The organism is Candidatus Galacturonatibacter soehngenii (assembly GCF_008830185.1).
Lineage (GTDB): Bacteria > Bacillota > Clostridia > Lachnospirales > Lachnospiraceae > Lachnotalea > Lachnotalea soehngenii.
This window is the reverse complement of the sequence record NZ_WAGX01000005.1, coordinates 1-16,997: the sequence shown is the minus strand read 5'-3', so window position 1 is coordinate 16,997 and position 16,997 is coordinate 1. Positions and strand designations below refer to the sequence as shown.

Here is a 16,997-nt window from a genome sequence, read left to right as displayed (position 1 = left end):
GTTTTCGTATTTTAAGTTTTGTTGCTATTATTTGTTTTAGCGTATATAATGATTATCAAAATAAAGGAAGAGGGCAGGGTATAAAATGAATGGAAAGATCTTATTGGTAGATGACGATAAGAAATTAGGAGAAGAGATTAGTCTAACTGGGAGAGAGTTTCTACTATTGTCATATCTAATGGAGAACGCTAATAAAATCATTAGTAAAGAGCATTTGTATGAACAGGTATGGGGGGAATGTTTTAGTATTAGTGATAATACCATTATGGTTCATATCCGTCATATTCGTGAAAAGATTGAAGATACTCCATCAACTCCTCGCCAGCTTATTACTGTGAAAGGCTTGGGATATAAGTTAAAGAAAAGGGTTGATTAAATGAAGAAATCTGGATTTCGTACAATTTTTCATGTTTATGTGATATTCTTTCTGTCTATGCTTGGAGTAATTATAGTGGCAATCAGTATTTTTTATTTATTGGTTACTGTGAAAACACCAAACGGTAACACAGTAAAAAGCGATTGGCCAAAATCATTTACTAAGAATTTCAGTGAGCAGATTGTTTTTGTTAATGACAAACCACAAGTCAAACAGTCAGGAATAGAGTCTTTACAAGAAAACAAGATCGGATTGCAAATTTTAGCACATTCAGGAAATGAAATCTATAGCTATCAAAAGCCTGAACAAGCAAAGGATACTTATACAAGTACTTTATTGCAGGATTTATATCAAACAGGTCAGTTAAATATTAGCGAAACAACTGCTTTTATAGATACAATAACTCATAATAAAACTGAATATATTTACATTCTTTATTTTCCTGTAAAGATATCTAAAATAAATATGTACCTAAACGGAGAAAGGTTTGTGGGTGGGAAAAGTGTTATTCTTACCTTTGTTGCTATCCTTTTTATAGTTATCATCTTGTCAGGGGTTGTTTATGGATATTGGACAACTAAAATCATGAGTCATTTAACAGTATCAATCAGTGAAATTGCAACACGAAGATATCTTCCCATGCAAGCACGTGGCTCGTTCAAAGACATTTATGATAGCTTAAATGTTTTAGATACTGAAATTAAGGCAAGTGACAAAATAAAGGAACAAACAGAGAAAATGAGAGAAGAATGGATTTCAAACATTACTCATGATTTAAAAGGACCTTTATCTCCGATTAAGGGGTATGCAGAATTAATATTGGAAAATGACATTGAAGATGAGAAGCAACGTAAGCGATATGCGCAAGTTATGTTAAAAAATGTTACCTATATGGAAACTCTGATTCATGATTTGAAATTGACCTATCAATTGAAGAATGGAATGATTCCTTTCAAACGACAGGAGAAAAATATCATTCGATTTTTAAAGGAGTTGGTAATTGATATTTTAAACAACCCGACATATGAGGATCGTAGCATTCATTTTGAAACTGATGTAGAAAACATTCTATTTTCTTTTGATGAAACACTATTTACGAGACTATTTCAAAATCTTATAATCAATGCTTTTATACATGGGAATGAAAATACAGAAGTTACCCTGGAAATTACTTCCTTGGATACTGTATTGCAAATTTTTGTAACAGACAATGGTAGAGGAATCGCATCAGAGGAAATAGACCTACTCTTTCAGCGATATTATAGAGGAACAAAAACAAAGCAAAAGTCAGAGGGAACAGGCCTAGGACTTGCAATTTCAAAAAATATTGTAGAACTTCATGGTGGTACAATCAGTGTAAACAGCGTAAAGGATGTCGAAACTACTTTTCAGTTACAATTCCCCCAAATTAAGGTTAATTAAGGTTGACTGAAAAATAGATTAAGGTTGATAGTTTATCATTTTATATGATAGCTATCAACTTTTTTATTTGAAAGAAGGTGTTAAAGTGAAAATCATATTAAAATATATTTTGGTAAATGTGAAAGATAAAAAAATGAGATCAGCTGTAATGTTGATGTCAATACTTCTTTCCACGGCATTGCTATTTGTATCCTTTTCAATTGGTACTTCTTATGAAAGCGCACAGCGAAAAATGGCACAGGGTATGGCAGGAGCTGCAACCGTTGCTATTACAGCAAAAGGTGATAAAAACAACATTAAAATCAATGATATTCCAGATTTATCCTCAATTGAGGCATGTGTAGGTATACTTGAAAGTAGTTCATTATATCACGAAAATGGCTATTACGAAACGGTTGACTTGCTTGCTGCTGATTTAATGCAGTTAAACCAGATTAATAAACCGCGCTTACTAGATGGAGGAGATATCACTGATTTTACAGGGAATAAGATTATTCTTCCTGAGCGATTCACTTCAAAATATGGAATTAAGCAAGGTGATTTTATAACACTACAAATTAATGCGAGTCCAGTCAGTTTTAAAGTTGAAAAAATAGCTGCTTATGATACTGTTTTTTTACGGCATACGAGGGGAGCGACAGCTTTGTTGCCTCTTTCTGCATTGAAAGAACTTTTGGGACAAACGGATGGATATAGTAAGATTTTAGTGAAACCCCAAAAAGACGTTTCAACAGGAGATTTATTAAAGGAGTTAAAGAGCACAATTCCTAGTAGCAGTTACAAGGTATCAGAAATTGTAAACGAAGCACAAGTCATAGCTGATGCGAGACAAAAGTCTATGCCATTTTTTTTAATTAGCTTTTTTTCCTTAACAATCAGTGTCTTTATTATTTACAGCAGCTATAAGGTCATTATTTTAGATCGACTACCTGTAATTGGTACGTTTCGAAGTATTGGGGCGACCCAAAAAGCAGTCACACATATTCTTCTATTGGAAAGCCTATTTTATGGCGGTGTTGGAGGAGTGAGTGGAGTTTTGGTAGGAATGTTTGTTTTGAAATTGATATTACAGGGAATGGGGAATTCGCTTGCACAAGGAATAGAAATTCCAGTTATAATATCACTGTTTAGTATCATGATATCCTTTGCTGTGGCAATTGCAGCTTCAATGCTAAGCGCATTACTTCCCATACGTCGGGCAAGTCGTCTTCCAATCAAAGAGGTGGTACTTGGAACAGTAGAAGAAAAGAAGATTTCCAAACAATTTATATTTGGACTTGGATTTGTTTTATTTTTAGTATCTGTTGTTTTACCAAGGATTGCTTCTGATAATTTATTATATTTAGCGGGAGGATTTTCTTTGCTTGGATTGATTGCCGCAACAATACTTATTATACCCCCTATAACTAATCTTACTTCTGTGGGCTTGGAACGCCTATATGGTCTGATATTAAAAAATGAAGGAAAACTTGCCGCAAGAAATATACGAGACAATAAAAGCATTGCTCAAAATATTACCTTACTTTTTATTAGCATTTCTGCTGTCATAGCAATTAGTGTTGTAGGCAATTTTGTAACCGTTTATATTAGTGACGTATTCAACCAAGCTCAATTACAAGGCTTTGCTGATGGTCAAATGGATACGGACTTTATTGAGCAAGTAAAACAAATGGATGGAATTGAAAAGGTACTTCCACTCTTTGTTTATAAGAATGAGATGCGAGCAAATGGTATTGCTATCTCTCGGCTTGAAGCAACAGACAATTTAAAATGGTATAGTTCTATGTTTGCACTTAACTATAAAGAAAATAGCGAACTAGAACAAGTTTTTTCTATGTTTGAAAAGGAGCGGTCAATTATATTAAGTGAAAGTTGTATAAAACGCACTGGTGTTTTCATTGGAGATACACTATCTTTGTCAAATGGGGTTGTAACAAATTCCTATGTTGTAATCGGTAGCTTTAAGTCGAGAGCAACAGATGTGGAGGGTATCATTTCTTCTACTTTTGCTATTTTTGATTTTAGTAAGGAAATGTATGGATTTTTAGCTTTTACCGCCGCCAATCCTGATGCAATCATGGTACAAATTCGTCATTTATTTGGAGATACCTCCAACTGGAGTCGGACAGTGGAGGAATTTAACAAGGATGCAATGTCAACGGTGGGAGCCTTTTTACGGCCTATGCATAACATGACTTACTTTATTTTTGTGCTAGCAACCGTAGGAGTTATAAACAATTTGTTGATTAACTATATCTAAAAACGCCGTTCCATTGCTATGTATAAGTCGGTTGGATTAAGCAATTGGCAAAACTTTAAGATTACATTGATTGAGGGTATTTCTTGTGGCTTGATTGGTATGGTTATCGCAGTAGTGGTTTCTTATATGGAGATACAAACAATTTTCCTTGTTGCTGGACCTAAAATTTCAATGGTGCCAAAATTTGGTGTCAAGACATTTTTTTTGGCTGGTGCTATGGGGATACTAGTAACATTGTTGGGCTCTGTTGTTCCGATTTTGAAAAGTCGTCAAATGAAGATAATAGAAGAAATCAAATTCGATTAAGAAAGAATTGGAGGGTTAATAGATGAAATCATTATATGATACGATTGCCGTAGAGGGGAAACAACTTATGAAAGATTTTCGACTTGGTGATACTATAACAAAGGTATTAAAAGGTGTATCGTTGCAGGTTATGAAGGGTGAATTTGTATCCATTATGGGTCCATCAGGGTCGGGGAAAAGCACGCTGCTTTATATACTTGGGGGTCTGGATGCTCCCACTGGCGGATTCGTTTATCTAAATGGTACCGATATCTCTCACTTTAGTGATGAAAAAATGAGCAGAATACGTCGTCAGAAGATAGGTTTTGTATTCCAGTTCTATAATCTTATTCCGAATTTGAATGTAGAAGAAAACATCATGTTGCCTTTACTTTTAGATGGAAAGAGAATGAGGGATTAAAAGAAGCAATTGAATCACATCTTAGAGGTTGTAGACCTATCTGACAGGCGTAAGCATACTCCAAGAGAATTATTAGGAGGGCAGCAACAGCGAGTGGCAATTGCCCGTGCATTGATTGGAAGTCCTGAAATTTTGTTTGCCGATGAACCAACAGGTAATCTAGATAGCAAGACAGGGGCAGAAATTATGAATCTATTACGTGATATTAACCGTGAATGTGGACAGACAATCATTATGGTAACACATTCGCCAGAGGCAGCTAAAAGCAGTAGCCGTGTCATTACCGTTAGAGATGGAATGATTGAATAAATTATTGTAATAAAAAACAATTGGGGTAGTTATCCTTTTTTTAGGGATAACTACCCCAATTGTTTTTTATGTGTTAAAAATAAATCTGTTTGTTTCCAAATATGGTATCGTTAATAGAAGATACGAGCCAGTCTTTTGCTTTTTGTAATTCTCGTCTTTCCAAATATTCAAATAATACTGCTGTGTTATGGTACAAAGATTCGGTTCCATATAGACGGCAAAATCTCTTCCACAAGGACATAACAGGGATTTGGAAGGAAGAAACAATAAGTGGCAGCAAGGTATTTCCAGATAAGCATGCTAATTCGTGCTGAAATTCAAATGCAAGTTTAGATGCCTCTTCCACAGAGGATGTTACTTTCATTTTATCAACATAACTTTTTAGTAATTTCAAATCATCATCTGTAATTTTTAAGATACATAATTCAACTGCAAGAGTCTCGAAAGCAATTCTAAGTTCTAAGATAGAACGAATCTCTGCATCACGTAGTACTCCCCCGTTATAATTCATGATGGAAATTAAAGTCTCTAACGTTCCATTTCTTCTATAATCAGCAACGAAAGTTCCAACTCTTGGTTTGATGATTAAAAATCCTTTTCGTGCCAATTCTGAAATGCCAGCATTTACAACTGCACGGCTTACTTGCATTAATTCTGCTAGTTCTCTTTCGGGAGGTAACTTTTCTCCAATTGGAATTTTCCCGGATAAAATCATAGTTTCTAGTTGGCTGATAAATAATTCCTTCAAGGAAGGGGCGTTTAATTTTGTAAATTCCATGGCTTAAAACTCCTTAATGTGATTCTGGTATGACCACATACCAATTATAATTATATAGTAATATTGAATAAAAATCAATAATATTAGCGGAAAAAATTAAAATATTTAACATGTAAAATAAGGGATAACTTGACTTTTTTTAACATAATATGTTAATATATTGACAAAGTAAACCTGTGTCATACTGGTATGACCAGAGAGGAAGGGGAGATATTATTATGTTTATATTTGACTATGAAAGCGGTGCAACCGCGCTATCCGTATGGATGGTTTGGATTTTGGTATTTGTCCTATTGTTTCTACTAAATGAGCTGACAAGAAGAAATGTGTATGTTGGATTTTTTTCGTTTGTCGTATTACCAATCTTTTTATCGGTATTATGGTTTACGGTTTTAAAAGAAACAACATATACAGACTGGTTTCATCTTGCAAAGGTATACTCTGCAACAGCTGGCTGTATTGGATTTTGGTGTATTCGTCACTTGCATGGAACCAACAAAAAGACTGGTAAAGAGTGGAGGCTATCTAACAATCGCATCGCATTGTGTTTTCCGGCACTTATTTTAGCCATTAATATCTTAGAAGCAGTTGCCAGAGACATTGAAGTTGGACTTACCTTTTCAGTTGAAGGCGGAGGAATTGCTAATGATTCGATGCTTGTGCTTGGAGGCTCATGGAATTTCATGAATGCAGCAGCTGGTATTTTAAATATTATCACGATTACTGGGTGGTTTGGAATCTGTATACGAAAGGTTACAAATCATGATAAGAGTAAGGATATGCTTTGGCCAGATATGTTGTGGTTTTGGATTGTAGCATATGATCTTTGGAATTTTGCATATACATATAATTGTTTACCAGGACATTCTTGGTACTGTGGATTTGCCCTATTATTGGCACCTACCGTATGCGCCTTTACCATAGGAAAAGGAGCTTGGTTGCAGCACCGCGCACAGACACTGGCACTATGGTGTATGTTTGCTCAAACCGTACCTGCATTTATAGATGAAGGAAAATTTGCAGTATCTTCTTCTTATGGCACAAACTGGCTTTTCTTTTGGAGCCTCCTAGCTTTATTGGTTAATATTGTAGTGTTTGCATTTATGGTTTATAAAGCTGTATCGACAAAACGAAATCCGTATAAAGGTGAGTTATATATTGATTTGAAAAAATACAAGGAAATCAAAGCGTTGGCAGAATAGGAGAAGGGGAATGGATACATATAAAGTATTAGAAATTAAACAAAGTGTTTTTGAAGATAATGATAAACAAGCTAGGTTGCTTCGGGAAGAATTAAAGCAAAACAAGACCTTTTTATTGAATTTAATGTCTTCGCCAGGTTCAGGTAAAACAACTACTGTTGTACGAACCATTGAAGCTTTGAAAGATGAAATGAACATAGGTGTGATGGAGGCTGATATTGATTCGGATGTGGATGCTGCTAAGGTATCTGAAACTGGTGTAAAGGTAATACAGTTACATACAGGAGGCATGTGTCATTTAGATGCTGATATGACCAAACAAGGCTTACAAGGTCTTGGAACAGAGGAAATCGACTTTGCCATTTTGGAGAATGTAGGAAATCTTGTATGTCCAGCTGAATTTGATACAGGTTCTTCTAAAAATGCTATGATTCTTAGTGTACCAGAGGGTGATGATAAACCATTGAAATACCCGCTTATGTTTTCCATTGTAGATGTGTTACTAATAAATAAAATGGATGCGGTTGAATTTTTTGATTTTGACTTAGAAGCGGTGAAGGAAAGAGTAAAAAAGTTAAATCCGAACATTAAAGTAATTCCAATTTCAGCTAAAAAAGGTGAAGGTATGGAGGAATGGTTTGATTGGATTAGAGAACAGGTGAAAACATGGGGGGAGGATTAAGATGGTAAAGAAAAAGGTGTTGGAATTAGCAAATAAGATATCTGCTGGACTTACAGGGGGAGTAATTAAAGTAAAACCAACCGATCCAGAATATCGTATTCTTGAACCAGTAACAACAGATGAAATGGCAGAAGTCGCACTTCATTTAGAGATACGAAAACCAAAAAGCATTGATGTGATTGCAAAGGAATGTAAAAGACCAGTAGAAGAAGTAGAAAAGCTTCTTTCCCAAATGGCAATCGATGGTTCCATTAAAGTGGAAGAAATAAATGGAAAAGACCATTATTTCCTTGAACTGTATGTGCCGGGTGTTATGGAATATATGGTTGCAAATAAAGAAAACGTAAAAAAATATCCAGTCATTGCAGAATGTTTTGAAGAATATACAAGAAAGTTAGGCCCGACATTAGCGGGAAACCTTCCAGTTGGTATGGGGGTTATGAGAGTAATTCCAATTGATAGTGCGATTGAAGGAGATACAAGAAGAGCATCTTATGAAGAAATTGCTGAATTAATTAATAAGCATGAACACTTCTCGGTTGCTGATTGCGCTTGTCGGACCTCAATGCGAGTCATAGGCGAGGGATGTGGTCATACGGTTGAGGATATGTGTATTCAACTTGGACCAGCAGCAGAATATTATATTCGAACAGGAAGAGGAAGAAAGATTACAAAAGAAGAAGCGATAGAGATTTGTCAACGGGCAGAAAAAGAAGGATTGGTTCATTCTATTCCAAACCTGTCTGGACCAGGTAATGCACTAGCTGTGTGCAATTGTTGTGGATGTTCTTGCTTTGGTCTTAGAAATGCTACCTTCTATAAGAACCCTGATTTCTCCAGATCAAACTACGTGGCGCAGGTAAACAAAGATAAATGTGTAGCCTGTGGAGAATGTGTAGAAAACTGTCAGGTGAATGCACTGAAATTAGGGCAAAATCTATGTACCAAGGAGCCACTGCCAGAACAAGAAGAAAAAGATACACCGTTTGATACCAAATGGGGTAAGGACAAATGGGATTTGGATTATCGCAATCGTAAGGTAGTAGCGGAAACAGGAACAAGTCCTTGTAAATCAGAATGTCCTGCACATATTGCAGTCCAAGGCTATATTAAAATGGCTTCTCAAGGAAGATACAAAGAAGCCTTGGAATTGATTAAAAAAGAGAATCCATTTCCTGCTGTTTGTGGACGTATTTGTCCAAGAAAATGTGAATCTGCCTGTACAAGAGCGGGTATCGATGAACCTTTAGCGGTAGATGAAGTAAAGAAATTTCTTGCAGATCAAGACTTAAAAGAAGAACATCGCTTTATACCTGAAAGAAGTATCGAAAGGCCAGAAAAAATCGCAGTCATTGGAGCTGGACCAGCAGGCCTTTCTTGTGCGTATTTCTTGGCTGTTGGAGGATATCAGGTTACTGTATTTGAAAAGCAGACAAAGCTTGGAGGCATGCTAACACTTGGAATTCCGTCTTTTCGACTGAGTAAAGATGTGGTAAATGCGGAAATTGATATATTAAAAGAACTGGGCGTAGAATTTAAAACAGGAATTGAAGTAGGAAAAGACATTACGATAGATGCATTACGAAAACTTGGCTATCAAGCTTTTTACCTTGCAATTGGTGCACAAGAAGGAAGAAGTCTTGGTCTGGAACATGAAGATGCGACAGGGGTTATGACAGGGGTTGATTTTCTTCGAAGAGTGAATCTAGACGAGGACTTAAGGACAGAAGGCCAGGTAGTTGTAATTGGTGGTGGTAATGTAGCTATCGATGTTGCAAGAACGGCAGAAAGAATCGGAGCATCTAAAATTGACATGTTTTGTTTGGAAAGCAGAGAAGAGATGCCTGCGCTTGAAGAAGAAATAGAAGAAGCTTTATCAGAAGGTATTAAAATCAATCCTTCTTGGGGACCAAGTCGCATTCTCACAGAAGAAGGCCGCGTGGTTGGAGTTGAATTTAAGAAGTGTATTTCTGTTTTTGATTCACAAGGCAAATTCAATCCTTCATTTGATGAGAGCAATACAAAGATTGTAAAAGCAGATTATGTTTTAATTTCAGTTGGTCAAGCAATGGATTGGGGTGGTTTGCTCGAAGAAACAGCACTTGAATTAAATCCTAATAAAACAATAAAAGTGGATTCACTTAGCTATCAGACAAAGGAAAAAGATATATTTGCTGGAGGCGATGCAGTAACTGGGCCTAAGTTTGCTATTGATGCAATTGCACTGGGAAAACAGGGAGCAATATCGATTCATCGTTATGTACATAATGATAATCTTTTAATAGGAAGAGAAAGGGAATACCACGCTCTTGATAAGGAGAATCTAAATCTGGAAGGGTACGATAATATTCCTAGACAAAAATCGGAACATGTAGAGGGAAGTCGTTCAAAGGAAACGTTTGAAGACCTTCGCAAAACCTTTACGGAAGAACAAATAAAGAAAGAAACGCAGCGCTGTCTAGGTTGTGGTGCAGTTGTGGTAGATGAATATCAATGTGTTGGATGTGGAGTCTGTACAACAAAATGTAAATTCGATGCAATCTCATTAACACGTAAATATGATAGTGCAGGCGTGGATTTTTCTGAAATGAAGCCAATTGTTATTAAACATGCAATCAAGAGACAAGGAAGAATTGTGGTAAAGAGTGCAAAAAAGTCTGTTCAATCCATATTAGGAAAATAAAAATGCACGGGAGTGAAGAAAATTGCATGAAATAGGTGTCATGATTGAAGTTGTCAAAACAGTCGAAAAGTTTGCAAAGCAAAATGGCGTAACCCAAATTCAGACCTTGGTATTACAAATAGGAGAATTATCTACAGTGGTTCCGCGCTATATTAAAGCATGTTACCCTGCTGCAATAGAGGGTACATTATTAGAAAACACACAATTACAGATTGAAATACTGCCTGGAAATGCAATCTGTGATTCTTGTAACAAGGTTTTTAATATCCTTGAAAGCAAAAGCGTCTGTCCATATTGTAATAGTAAAAACTGGGAGATGCTAACTGGAAAAGAATTCAATATTAAAGAAATTGTTGCATGTTAAGAAAAAAGTGATAAAATAAAAAATGATTGAGAAGGTAAAAATAATTGCTTATCTCAATCATTTTTGTGTATAATAAAAGCAATGGTTAAGCTATGCTTGAATTTTAAGAATGTAGCGAGTTGATACTTATTTTCAATTTCAACGATAATACGGAATAGACGAATAAAGAAAAAGATGATATGATAGTTAATAATAAGTACGTATTTCATATGGATTTAATACGTTTATATATTTAAGACTAGTAAACCAAAGATCAGGCTTGTTGATGATATGTCTGAAATACATGAATGAGTAATAGGAGTGGAAGTAAAGTGAGTAAAATTACAGAATCAATTTATTATGTAGGCTGCAACGATAAGGATCTCGATTTATTTGAAGGACAGTATCTGATTCCAAATGGTGTATCTTACAATTCATATGTTATTATAGATGAAAAAGTTGCGATAATGGATACGGTTGATAAGAGAGTCACAGATGAATGGCTTCATAATCTGGAAGAAACCCTTCAGGGAAGAACGATTGATTATCTTATTGTTTCTCATATGGAACCAGACCATGCTGCAAATATTAAGAATCTTGTAGAGAAGTATCCAAAGTTACAGGTGGTTGGAAATGTCAAAACATTTAATTTGATATCCCAATTCTTTCATATGGATTTAGAGGGGAAGAAAATTATTGTAAAAGAAGGCGATACCTTAAATCTAGGAAGACATACCTTACAGTTTATAATGGCACCTATGGTACATTGGCCAGAAGTTATGGTTACTTATGAGCAAAGTGAAAAAGTGTTATTTACTGCAGATGCCTTTGGGAAATTTGGAACTTTGGATATTGAAGATGATTGGGTAGAAGAAGCTAGACGCTATTATTTTAATATAGTAGGGAAATATGGAGCGCCCGTTCAGGCGCTTTTGAAGAAAGTTTGTGGCTTGGAGATTTCAATGATTTGTTCTCTTCATGGACCTGTTTTGAAAGAAAATCTCAAATATTATGTTGATAAGTACAATACTTGGAGTAAATACGAAGCAGAAGAGGAAGGTATTCTTATTGCGTATGCTTCAATTTATGGAAATACAGCTGATGCTGCTATAAAAATGGGTAAGTTATTAGAGGAACAAGGCAAAAAAGTGATTGTGATTGATCTTGCAAGAACTGATAAATCAAGAGCATTACAATATGCATTTCAGTATAGCAAAATGATTGTTGCAGCTTCTTCCTATGATGCAAGTGTTTTTCCTTGTATGCATGAATTTTTATTACGCTTGCAGCACAAGAATTATCAAAATCGCAAAGTTGCAATTATTGAAAATGGTTCATGGGCTCCGACAGCTGGAAAAACCATGAAGGATATATTAGTAACTATGAAAAACGTAGAGATTGTTGAGCCTAGTATCCTAATAAAATCTACAATGAACGAAGAAAATGTAAAACAAATGGAAGAATTAGCAAAACAATTCTAATGCAGTCTAAGGAGTCCATATCGACAGAGTTCGATATGGACTCCTTAGACTGGAGGCGCCTAGATGATGAACGACGAAAATAAGAATGTATGTTATAAGAATGTGACACTTGAGAAGATAAAACGCTTGGGTGGAATATATATTGAAAACATTCAAGAGGGATTTGATTCATACAATTTTTCTTATTTAGAAGGTACAAAAGACGAGATACAAAAAGAAATAAAAAGGTTACAGGAAAAAAATGGAATTGCGTATTCGTTTGTTGATTTCTATTATGGAAGATTAAGCAACAAAGAGAAGGAAAAAGTAAAACAACATCTAGAGGAGCCGTACTTAAAAATACTTAATAAGTATGAAGACTTAAATGATGTCACTTATCTTCTTCTTGAAGATGAGATACTTTGTTTAACGTCTGAGTTAAATGCCAAAGAGATATTGTTTAGTACGTATTATTTTTGTAAATATCCTTGTACCATATGGGGAAATTATCAGCTAAAATACCCAGTCTTTACAAACAAATGAATTACAAAGTAGGAGAATCAATAATAGTATATTAGGAGTATAATAACGACATGTATGTATTAGAGCATAACAATCAATTAATAAATTATAGGGTTATTAAAAGCAATCGAAAATCAGTAGCAATCATAGTATACCCAACCAAAGAAGTAATTGTTAGAGCTCCGAATCAAATATCTTCTGATAAAATCAAAAATATAGTACGGTCAAAAGGGGATTGGATTATAAAAAAACGAAACGAAATGCCAGAAATTGTAATACCCAAAAAACGTGATTATACCGAAGGGGATAAAATTCTCTACAGAGGAAAAGAATATACTATTAAAGTGATAAATACAGTAGGAATAAGTCAATCAACGATATTATTAAAAGAAAAAGAAATTATAATAGTTAAAAAAACCAAAGAGAAGAAAAAGATACAAGAATTATTGTTGGAATGGTATAAGGGTGAGGCTAAATCATTAGTAAAAGAAAGAATTGAGTTTTATATGCCGCAAATCAAGAAACCCATAGGTGACATTAGGATTAAGAGCCAGAAAAAGAGATGGGGGAGTTGTAGCAGTAAAGGAAACTTAAATTTTAATTGGAAAATTGTTATGATGCCAGATGAAATGTTTGATTATATAATTGTGCACGAATTATGTCATTTAAAGCATTTAAACCATTCTAAGCTTTTTTGGGAAAGTGTTGAAAAGATTTTACCTGATTATAAAATCAGAGAAAAATGGATAAAAGAAAATACGCTTCAATTAGATTTTAAAGGAGGAATTTTGTGAGAGTAGAAGAACGCTTTATTGAATATGTTAAAATTAATACAGTATCAGATGAAAATAGTGAGACTCATCCAAGTACAAGCCGTCAACTTGTTTTGGCAGAAAAGCTTGTAAAGCAATTAAAAGACATGGGGATAGAGAATGCACGAATTGATAAAAACGGTAATGTTATGGCAAGTATCAAAGCAAGTGAGGGCTATGAACATGTAAAACCACTTGGTTTTATTGCACACATGGATACGGTTGGAGATAAAGAAGCAATTGTAAATCCACAAATCATAAGAAACTACGACGGAAAAGATATTGAATTAGGAACAAGTGGTAAAATATTATCTCCCTTAGTTTATCCTGAATTAAATGGCTATATTGGGAGGACACTGATAACCACAGATGGAACAACGATTCTAGGGGCTGATGATAAGGCAGGTATAGCTGAGATAATGACATTATGTGAACAATTAGTTAATTCCTCACAACCTCATGGCAAGATCTGTATTGGTTTCACACCAGATGAAGAAATTGGACAAGGAGCAACTTGGTTTGACGTTGAAAGCTTTGGAGCGGCTTATGCATATACTTTAGATGGAGATTTGGAGGGCGGATTAGAATATGAAAATTTTAATGCTGCATCTGCTGTCTTCGAGATAAATGGAGTTGATATCCATCCAGGTTCAGCAAAGGGAATTATGGTAAATGCAGCTTCTGTTGCTTGCAAAATACAATCCATGCTGCCACAGGCAGAGGTTCCTGAATTGACAGAGGGTTATGAAGGCTTTTACCATTTAATGGATATCGAAGGGAATACCAGAAAAGCTAAATTAACATATATTATAAGAAATCATGATGCAGCTTGCTTTAAGGCACAGAAAATGACGTTAGAGCATATTGCAAAAGTTCTAAATGAGAGGTATGGGGAAAACACAGTAATTTTATCTTATAAAGAAAGTTATAGAAATATGGCTGAAATTATAGATCAAAACTATCATCTAATAGAAAATGCAAGAAAAGCAATAGAAGAGGTAGGGCTCGTGGTAAATACTAAGCCTATTAGAGGCGGTACGGATGGAGCAACCTTAAGTTATAAAGGACTTCCTTGCCCGAATCTAGGAACTGGTGGAAATGCGTTTCATGGTGTCTATGAACACATAACAGTAGAAGGAATGGAAACGGTTGTAAAGATTCTACACAATTTAGTAAAGATATATTCTGATTTTTCGTAGAGGATAGGAATGTTTCGTAACTTGCATAAGAGCAAAGTGTTTGCAAAGAGATAACTAAAACCCAAGTGACTTGCAGTAAATAAGCTTGCATGGTCTCTTGGGTTTTACTATGTAAGCTTAAGTTAGTAAAATAAAAGCATTTTATCTAGAAAGCTGCATGATTTACTTGTATTATGTCGTGCGCGACCAAATAAATTCGGAAAATGATAAATTTTTTAAATTATATGTTGACATATGATTCAGAGTTTGATATTATATTCCTTGTCGCTAAAAGCTGAATTGTTGGAAAATAAATACAATTATCTGAAATGAAGAATTTATTCAAATAATTTTAAAAAAAGCAAAAAAAGCTGTTGACAAAAATTGTTCCACATGTTAAGATAATGAAGTCGCTTGTGAGAACGACAAAAAATGACAAAGAACCTTGATAATTAAATAGTAATTACAACCTTGAAAATTCAATGGTTTTCAAAGAAAACCAAGAGAAAAATTCAGAACAAAGTATCCATCTTAACAGATGAGATGCGACCTAAAAAACAGTAATTAACGGAAAATAAGCTAGCAGCTTTTTGACGTTAGGATATAAACTTTTATTGAGAGTTTGATCCTGGCTCAGGATGAACGCTGGCGGCGTGCTTAACACATGCAAGTCGAACGAAGCACTTTTTCTTCTTCGGAAGAGAAAGTGACTGAGTGGCGGACGGGTGAGTAACGCGTGGGTAACCTGCCTTATACAGGGGGATAACAGTTGGAAACGACTGCTAATACCGCATAAGCCAACGAGGCCGCATGGCCTAGTTGGAAAAGATTTATCGGTATAAGATGGACCCGCGTCTGATTAGCTAGTTGGTGAGGTAACGGCCCACCAAGGCGACGATCAGTAGCCGGCTTGAGAGAGTGAACGGCCACATTGGGACTGAGACACGGCCCAAACTCCTACGGGAGGCAGCAGTGGGGAATATTGCACAATGGGGGAAACCCTGATGCAGCAACGCCGCGTGAAGGAAGAAGTATTTCGGTATGTAAACTTCTATCAGCAGGAAAGAAAATGACGGTACCTGACTAAGAAGCCCCGGCTAACTACGTGCCAGCAGCCGCGGTAATACGTAGGGGGCAAGCGTTATCCGGATTTACTGGGTGTAAAGGGAGCGTAGGTGGCGATGCAAGTCTGATGTGAAAACCCGGGGCTCAACCCCGGGACTGCATTGGAAACTGTGTTGCTAGAGTGCAGGAGAGGTAAGTGGAATTCCTAGTGTAGCGGTGAAATGCGTAGATATTAGGAGGAACACCAGTGGCGAAGGCGGCTTACTGGACTGTAACTGACACTGAGGCTCGAAAGCGTGGGGAGCAAACAGGATTAGATACCCTGGTAGTCCACGCCGTAAACGATGAATACTAGGTGTCGGGAAGCTAAAGCTTTTCGGTGCCGCAGCTAACGCAATAAGTATTCCACCTGGGGAGTACGTTCGCAAGAATGAAACTCAAAGGAATTGACGGGGACCCGCACAAGCGGTGGAGCATGTGGTTTAATTCGAAGCAACGCGAAGAACCTTACCAAATCTTGACATCCCTCTGACCGGACAGTAATGTGTCCTTTCCTTCGGGACAGAGGAGACAGGTGGTGCATGGTTGTCGTCAGCTCGTGTCGTGAGATGTTGGGTTAAGTCCCGCAACGAGCGCAACCCCTATCTTTAGTAGCCAGCATTTAAGGTGGGCACTCTAGAGAGACTGCCGGGGATAACCCGGAGGAAGGCGGGGATGACGTCAAATCATCATGCCCCTTATGATTTGGGCTACACACGTGCTACAATGGCGTAAACAAAGGGAAGCGAAGTGGTGACATGAAGCAAATCCCAAAAATAACGTCTCAGTTCGGATTGTAGTCTGCAACTCGACTACATGAAGCTGGAATCGCTAGTAATCGCGAATCAGAATGTCGCGGTGAATACGTTCCCGGGTCTTGTACACACCGCCCGTCACACCATGGGAGTTGGAAATGCCCGAAGTCAGTGACCCAACCGTAAGGAGGGAGCTGCCGAAGGCAGGTTCGATAACTGGGGTGAAGTCGTAACAAGGTAGCCGTATCGGAAGGTGCGGCTGGATCACCTCCTTTCTAAGGAAATGAGTAGGCATTAAACACTTAGCGAGTGATAACGAGTTTAGTGTGAAAGCCCACCCGAACACTTAATGAAGCGAAGCTGAATTTAGTGAGAGTGGTGAAGGTTGTAATTACTATTTAGTTA

The 16,997-nt window shown here is 36.4% G+C and carries 12 protein-coding genes, 1 rRNA gene and 2 pseudogenes; 14 read left to right on the top strand and 1 reads right to left on the bottom strand.

Annotation, left to right across the window (positions count from 1 at the left end):
- Positions 1 to 121 precede the first annotated feature (121 nt).
- The 5 genes and pseudogenes from F7O84_RS07440 to F7O84_RS07425 all read left to right on the top strand — a co-directional run.
- Positions 122 to 376, top strand: a pseudogene (locus tag F7O84_RS07440) (winged helix-turn-helix domain-containing protein); the annotation flags it as partial.
- Positions 377 to 1,798 (top strand): sensor histidine kinase, encoded by a 1,422-nt coding sequence (locus F7O84_RS07435; protein WP_151143793.1) that lies wholly within the window; start codon positions 377 to 379, stop codon positions 1,796 to 1,798.
- A gap of 85 nt (positions 1,799 to 1,883) precedes the next feature.
- Positions 1,884 to 4,058 (top strand): ABC transporter permease, encoded by a 2,175-nt coding sequence (locus F7O84_RS07430; RefSeq protein WP_330578744.1) that lies wholly within the window; start codon positions 1,884 to 1,886, stop codon positions 4,056 to 4,058.
- Between the two features lie 12 nt (positions 4,059 to 4,070).
- On the top strand, positions 4,071 to 4,364 hold the full coding sequence (locus F7O84_RS19470; protein WP_330578788.1) for an FtsX-like permease family protein: 294 nt from the start codon (positions 4,071 to 4,073) through the stop codon (positions 4,362 to 4,364).
- A 22-nt stretch (positions 4,365 to 4,386) separates the two neighbouring features.
- Positions 4,387 to 5,073: pseudogene (locus tag F7O84_RS07425) on the top strand (ABC transporter ATP-binding protein).
- Positions 5,074 to 5,146: 73 nt separating this feature from the next.
- Here F7O84_RS07425 and F7O84_RS07420 read toward each other — a convergent pair.
- Positions 5,147 to 5,851 (bottom strand): FadR/GntR family transcriptional regulator, encoded by a 705-nt coding sequence (locus tag F7O84_RS07420; protein WP_151143791.1) that lies wholly within the window; start codon positions 5,849 to 5,851, stop codon positions 5,147 to 5,149.
- A gap of 218 nt (positions 5,852 to 6,069) precedes the next feature.
- Here F7O84_RS07420 and F7O84_RS07415 point away from each other — a divergent pair, with 218 nt between their 5' ends.
- From F7O84_RS07415 to F7O84_RS07375, 9 genes are all read left to right on the top strand, one after another.
- Positions 6,070 to 7,053 (top strand): DUF5692 family protein, encoded by a 984-nt coding sequence (locus F7O84_RS07415; protein WP_151143789.1) that lies wholly within the window; start codon positions 6,070 to 6,072, stop codon positions 7,051 to 7,053.
- Between the two features lie 10 nt (positions 7,054 to 7,063).
- Entirely contained in the window at positions 7,064 to 7,735 is a 672-nt protein-coding gene (gene hypB, locus F7O84_RS07410; protein ID WP_151143787.1) for a hydrogenase nickel incorporation protein HypB, read from the top strand.
- 1 nt (position 7,736) lies between these two features.
- Positions 7,737 to 10,418: an FAD-dependent oxidoreductase gene (locus F7O84_RS07405; RefSeq protein ID WP_151143785.1), complete on the top strand. Its 2,682-nt coding sequence runs from the start codon at positions 7,737 to 7,739 to the stop codon at positions 10,416 to 10,418.
- A 22-nt stretch (positions 10,419 to 10,440) separates the two neighbouring features.
- The gene (locus tag F7O84_RS07400) at positions 10,441 to 10,782 is read left to right on the top strand and encodes a hydrogenase maturation nickel metallochaperone HypA/HybF (RefSeq protein ID WP_151143783.1); all 342 of its coding nucleotides are present in this window, start codon (positions 10,441 to 10,443) and stop codon (positions 10,780 to 10,782) included.
- Positions 10,783 to 11,069: 287 nt separating this feature from the next.
- Positions 11,070 to 12,242, top strand: coding sequence for an FprA family A-type flavoprotein (locus F7O84_RS07395; RefSeq protein WP_151143781.1), 1,173 nt, complete (start codon positions 11,070 to 11,072; stop codon positions 12,240 to 12,242).
- Positions 12,243 to 12,305: 63 nt separating this feature from the next.
- Positions 12,306 to 12,764 (top strand): hypothetical protein, encoded by a 459-nt coding sequence (locus F7O84_RS07390; protein WP_151143779.1) that lies wholly within the window; start codon positions 12,306 to 12,308, stop codon positions 12,762 to 12,764.
- A 50-nt stretch (positions 12,765 to 12,814) separates the two neighbouring features.
- On the top strand, positions 12,815 to 13,537 hold the full coding sequence (locus tag F7O84_RS07385; RefSeq protein ID WP_151143777.1) for a M48 family metallopeptidase: 723 nt from the start codon (positions 12,815 to 12,817) through the stop codon (positions 13,535 to 13,537).
- Positions 13,534 to 14,754 carry a peptidase T gene (gene pepT / locus F7O84_RS07380; protein WP_151143775.1) on the top strand — a complete coding sequence of 407 codons (1,221 nt, stop codon included), beginning with the start codon at positions 13,534 to 13,536 and terminating at the stop codon, positions 14,752 to 14,754. Before F7O84_RS07385 ends, pepT begins: the two co-directional genes overlap by 4 nt.
- Positions 14,755 to 15,343: 589 nt before the next feature.
- Positions 15,344 to 16,867: ribosomal RNA gene (locus F7O84_RS07375) — 16S ribosomal RNA — on the top strand.
- Positions 16,868 to 16,997: the final 130 nt, after the last annotated feature.

Bases quoted from the DNA above. Each gene is read 5' to 3' on its own strand.
- F7O84_RS07435 (WP_151143793.1), top strand. From the start codon at position 377: ATGAAGAAATCTGGATTTCGTACAATTTTTCATGTTTATGTGATATTC.
- F7O84_RS07405 (WP_151143785.1), top strand. From the start codon at position 7,737: ATGGTAAAGAAAAAGGTGTTGGAATTAGCAAATAAGATATCTGCTGGA.
- F7O84_RS07420 (WP_151143791.1), bottom strand. From the start codon at position 5,851: ATGGAATTTACAAAATTAAACGCCCCTTCCTTGAAGGAATTATTTATC.
- F7O84_RS07415 (WP_151143789.1), top strand. From the start codon at position 6,070: ATGTTTATATTTGACTATGAAAGCGGTGCAACCGCGCTATCCGTATGG.
- F7O84_RS07385 (WP_151143777.1), top strand. From the start codon at position 12,815: ATGTATGTATTAGAGCATAACAATCAATTAATAAATTATAGGGTTATT.
- F7O84_RS07395 (WP_151143781.1), top strand. From the start codon at position 11,070: ATGAGTAATAGGAGTGGAAGTAAAGTGAGTAAAATTACAGAATCAATT.
- F7O84_RS07390 (WP_151143779.1), top strand. From the start codon at position 12,306: ATGATGAACGACGAAAATAAGAATGTATGTTATAAGAATGTGACACTT.
- hypB (WP_151143787.1), top strand. From the start codon at position 7,064: ATGGATACATATAAAGTATTAGAAATTAAACAAAGTGTTTTTGAAGAT.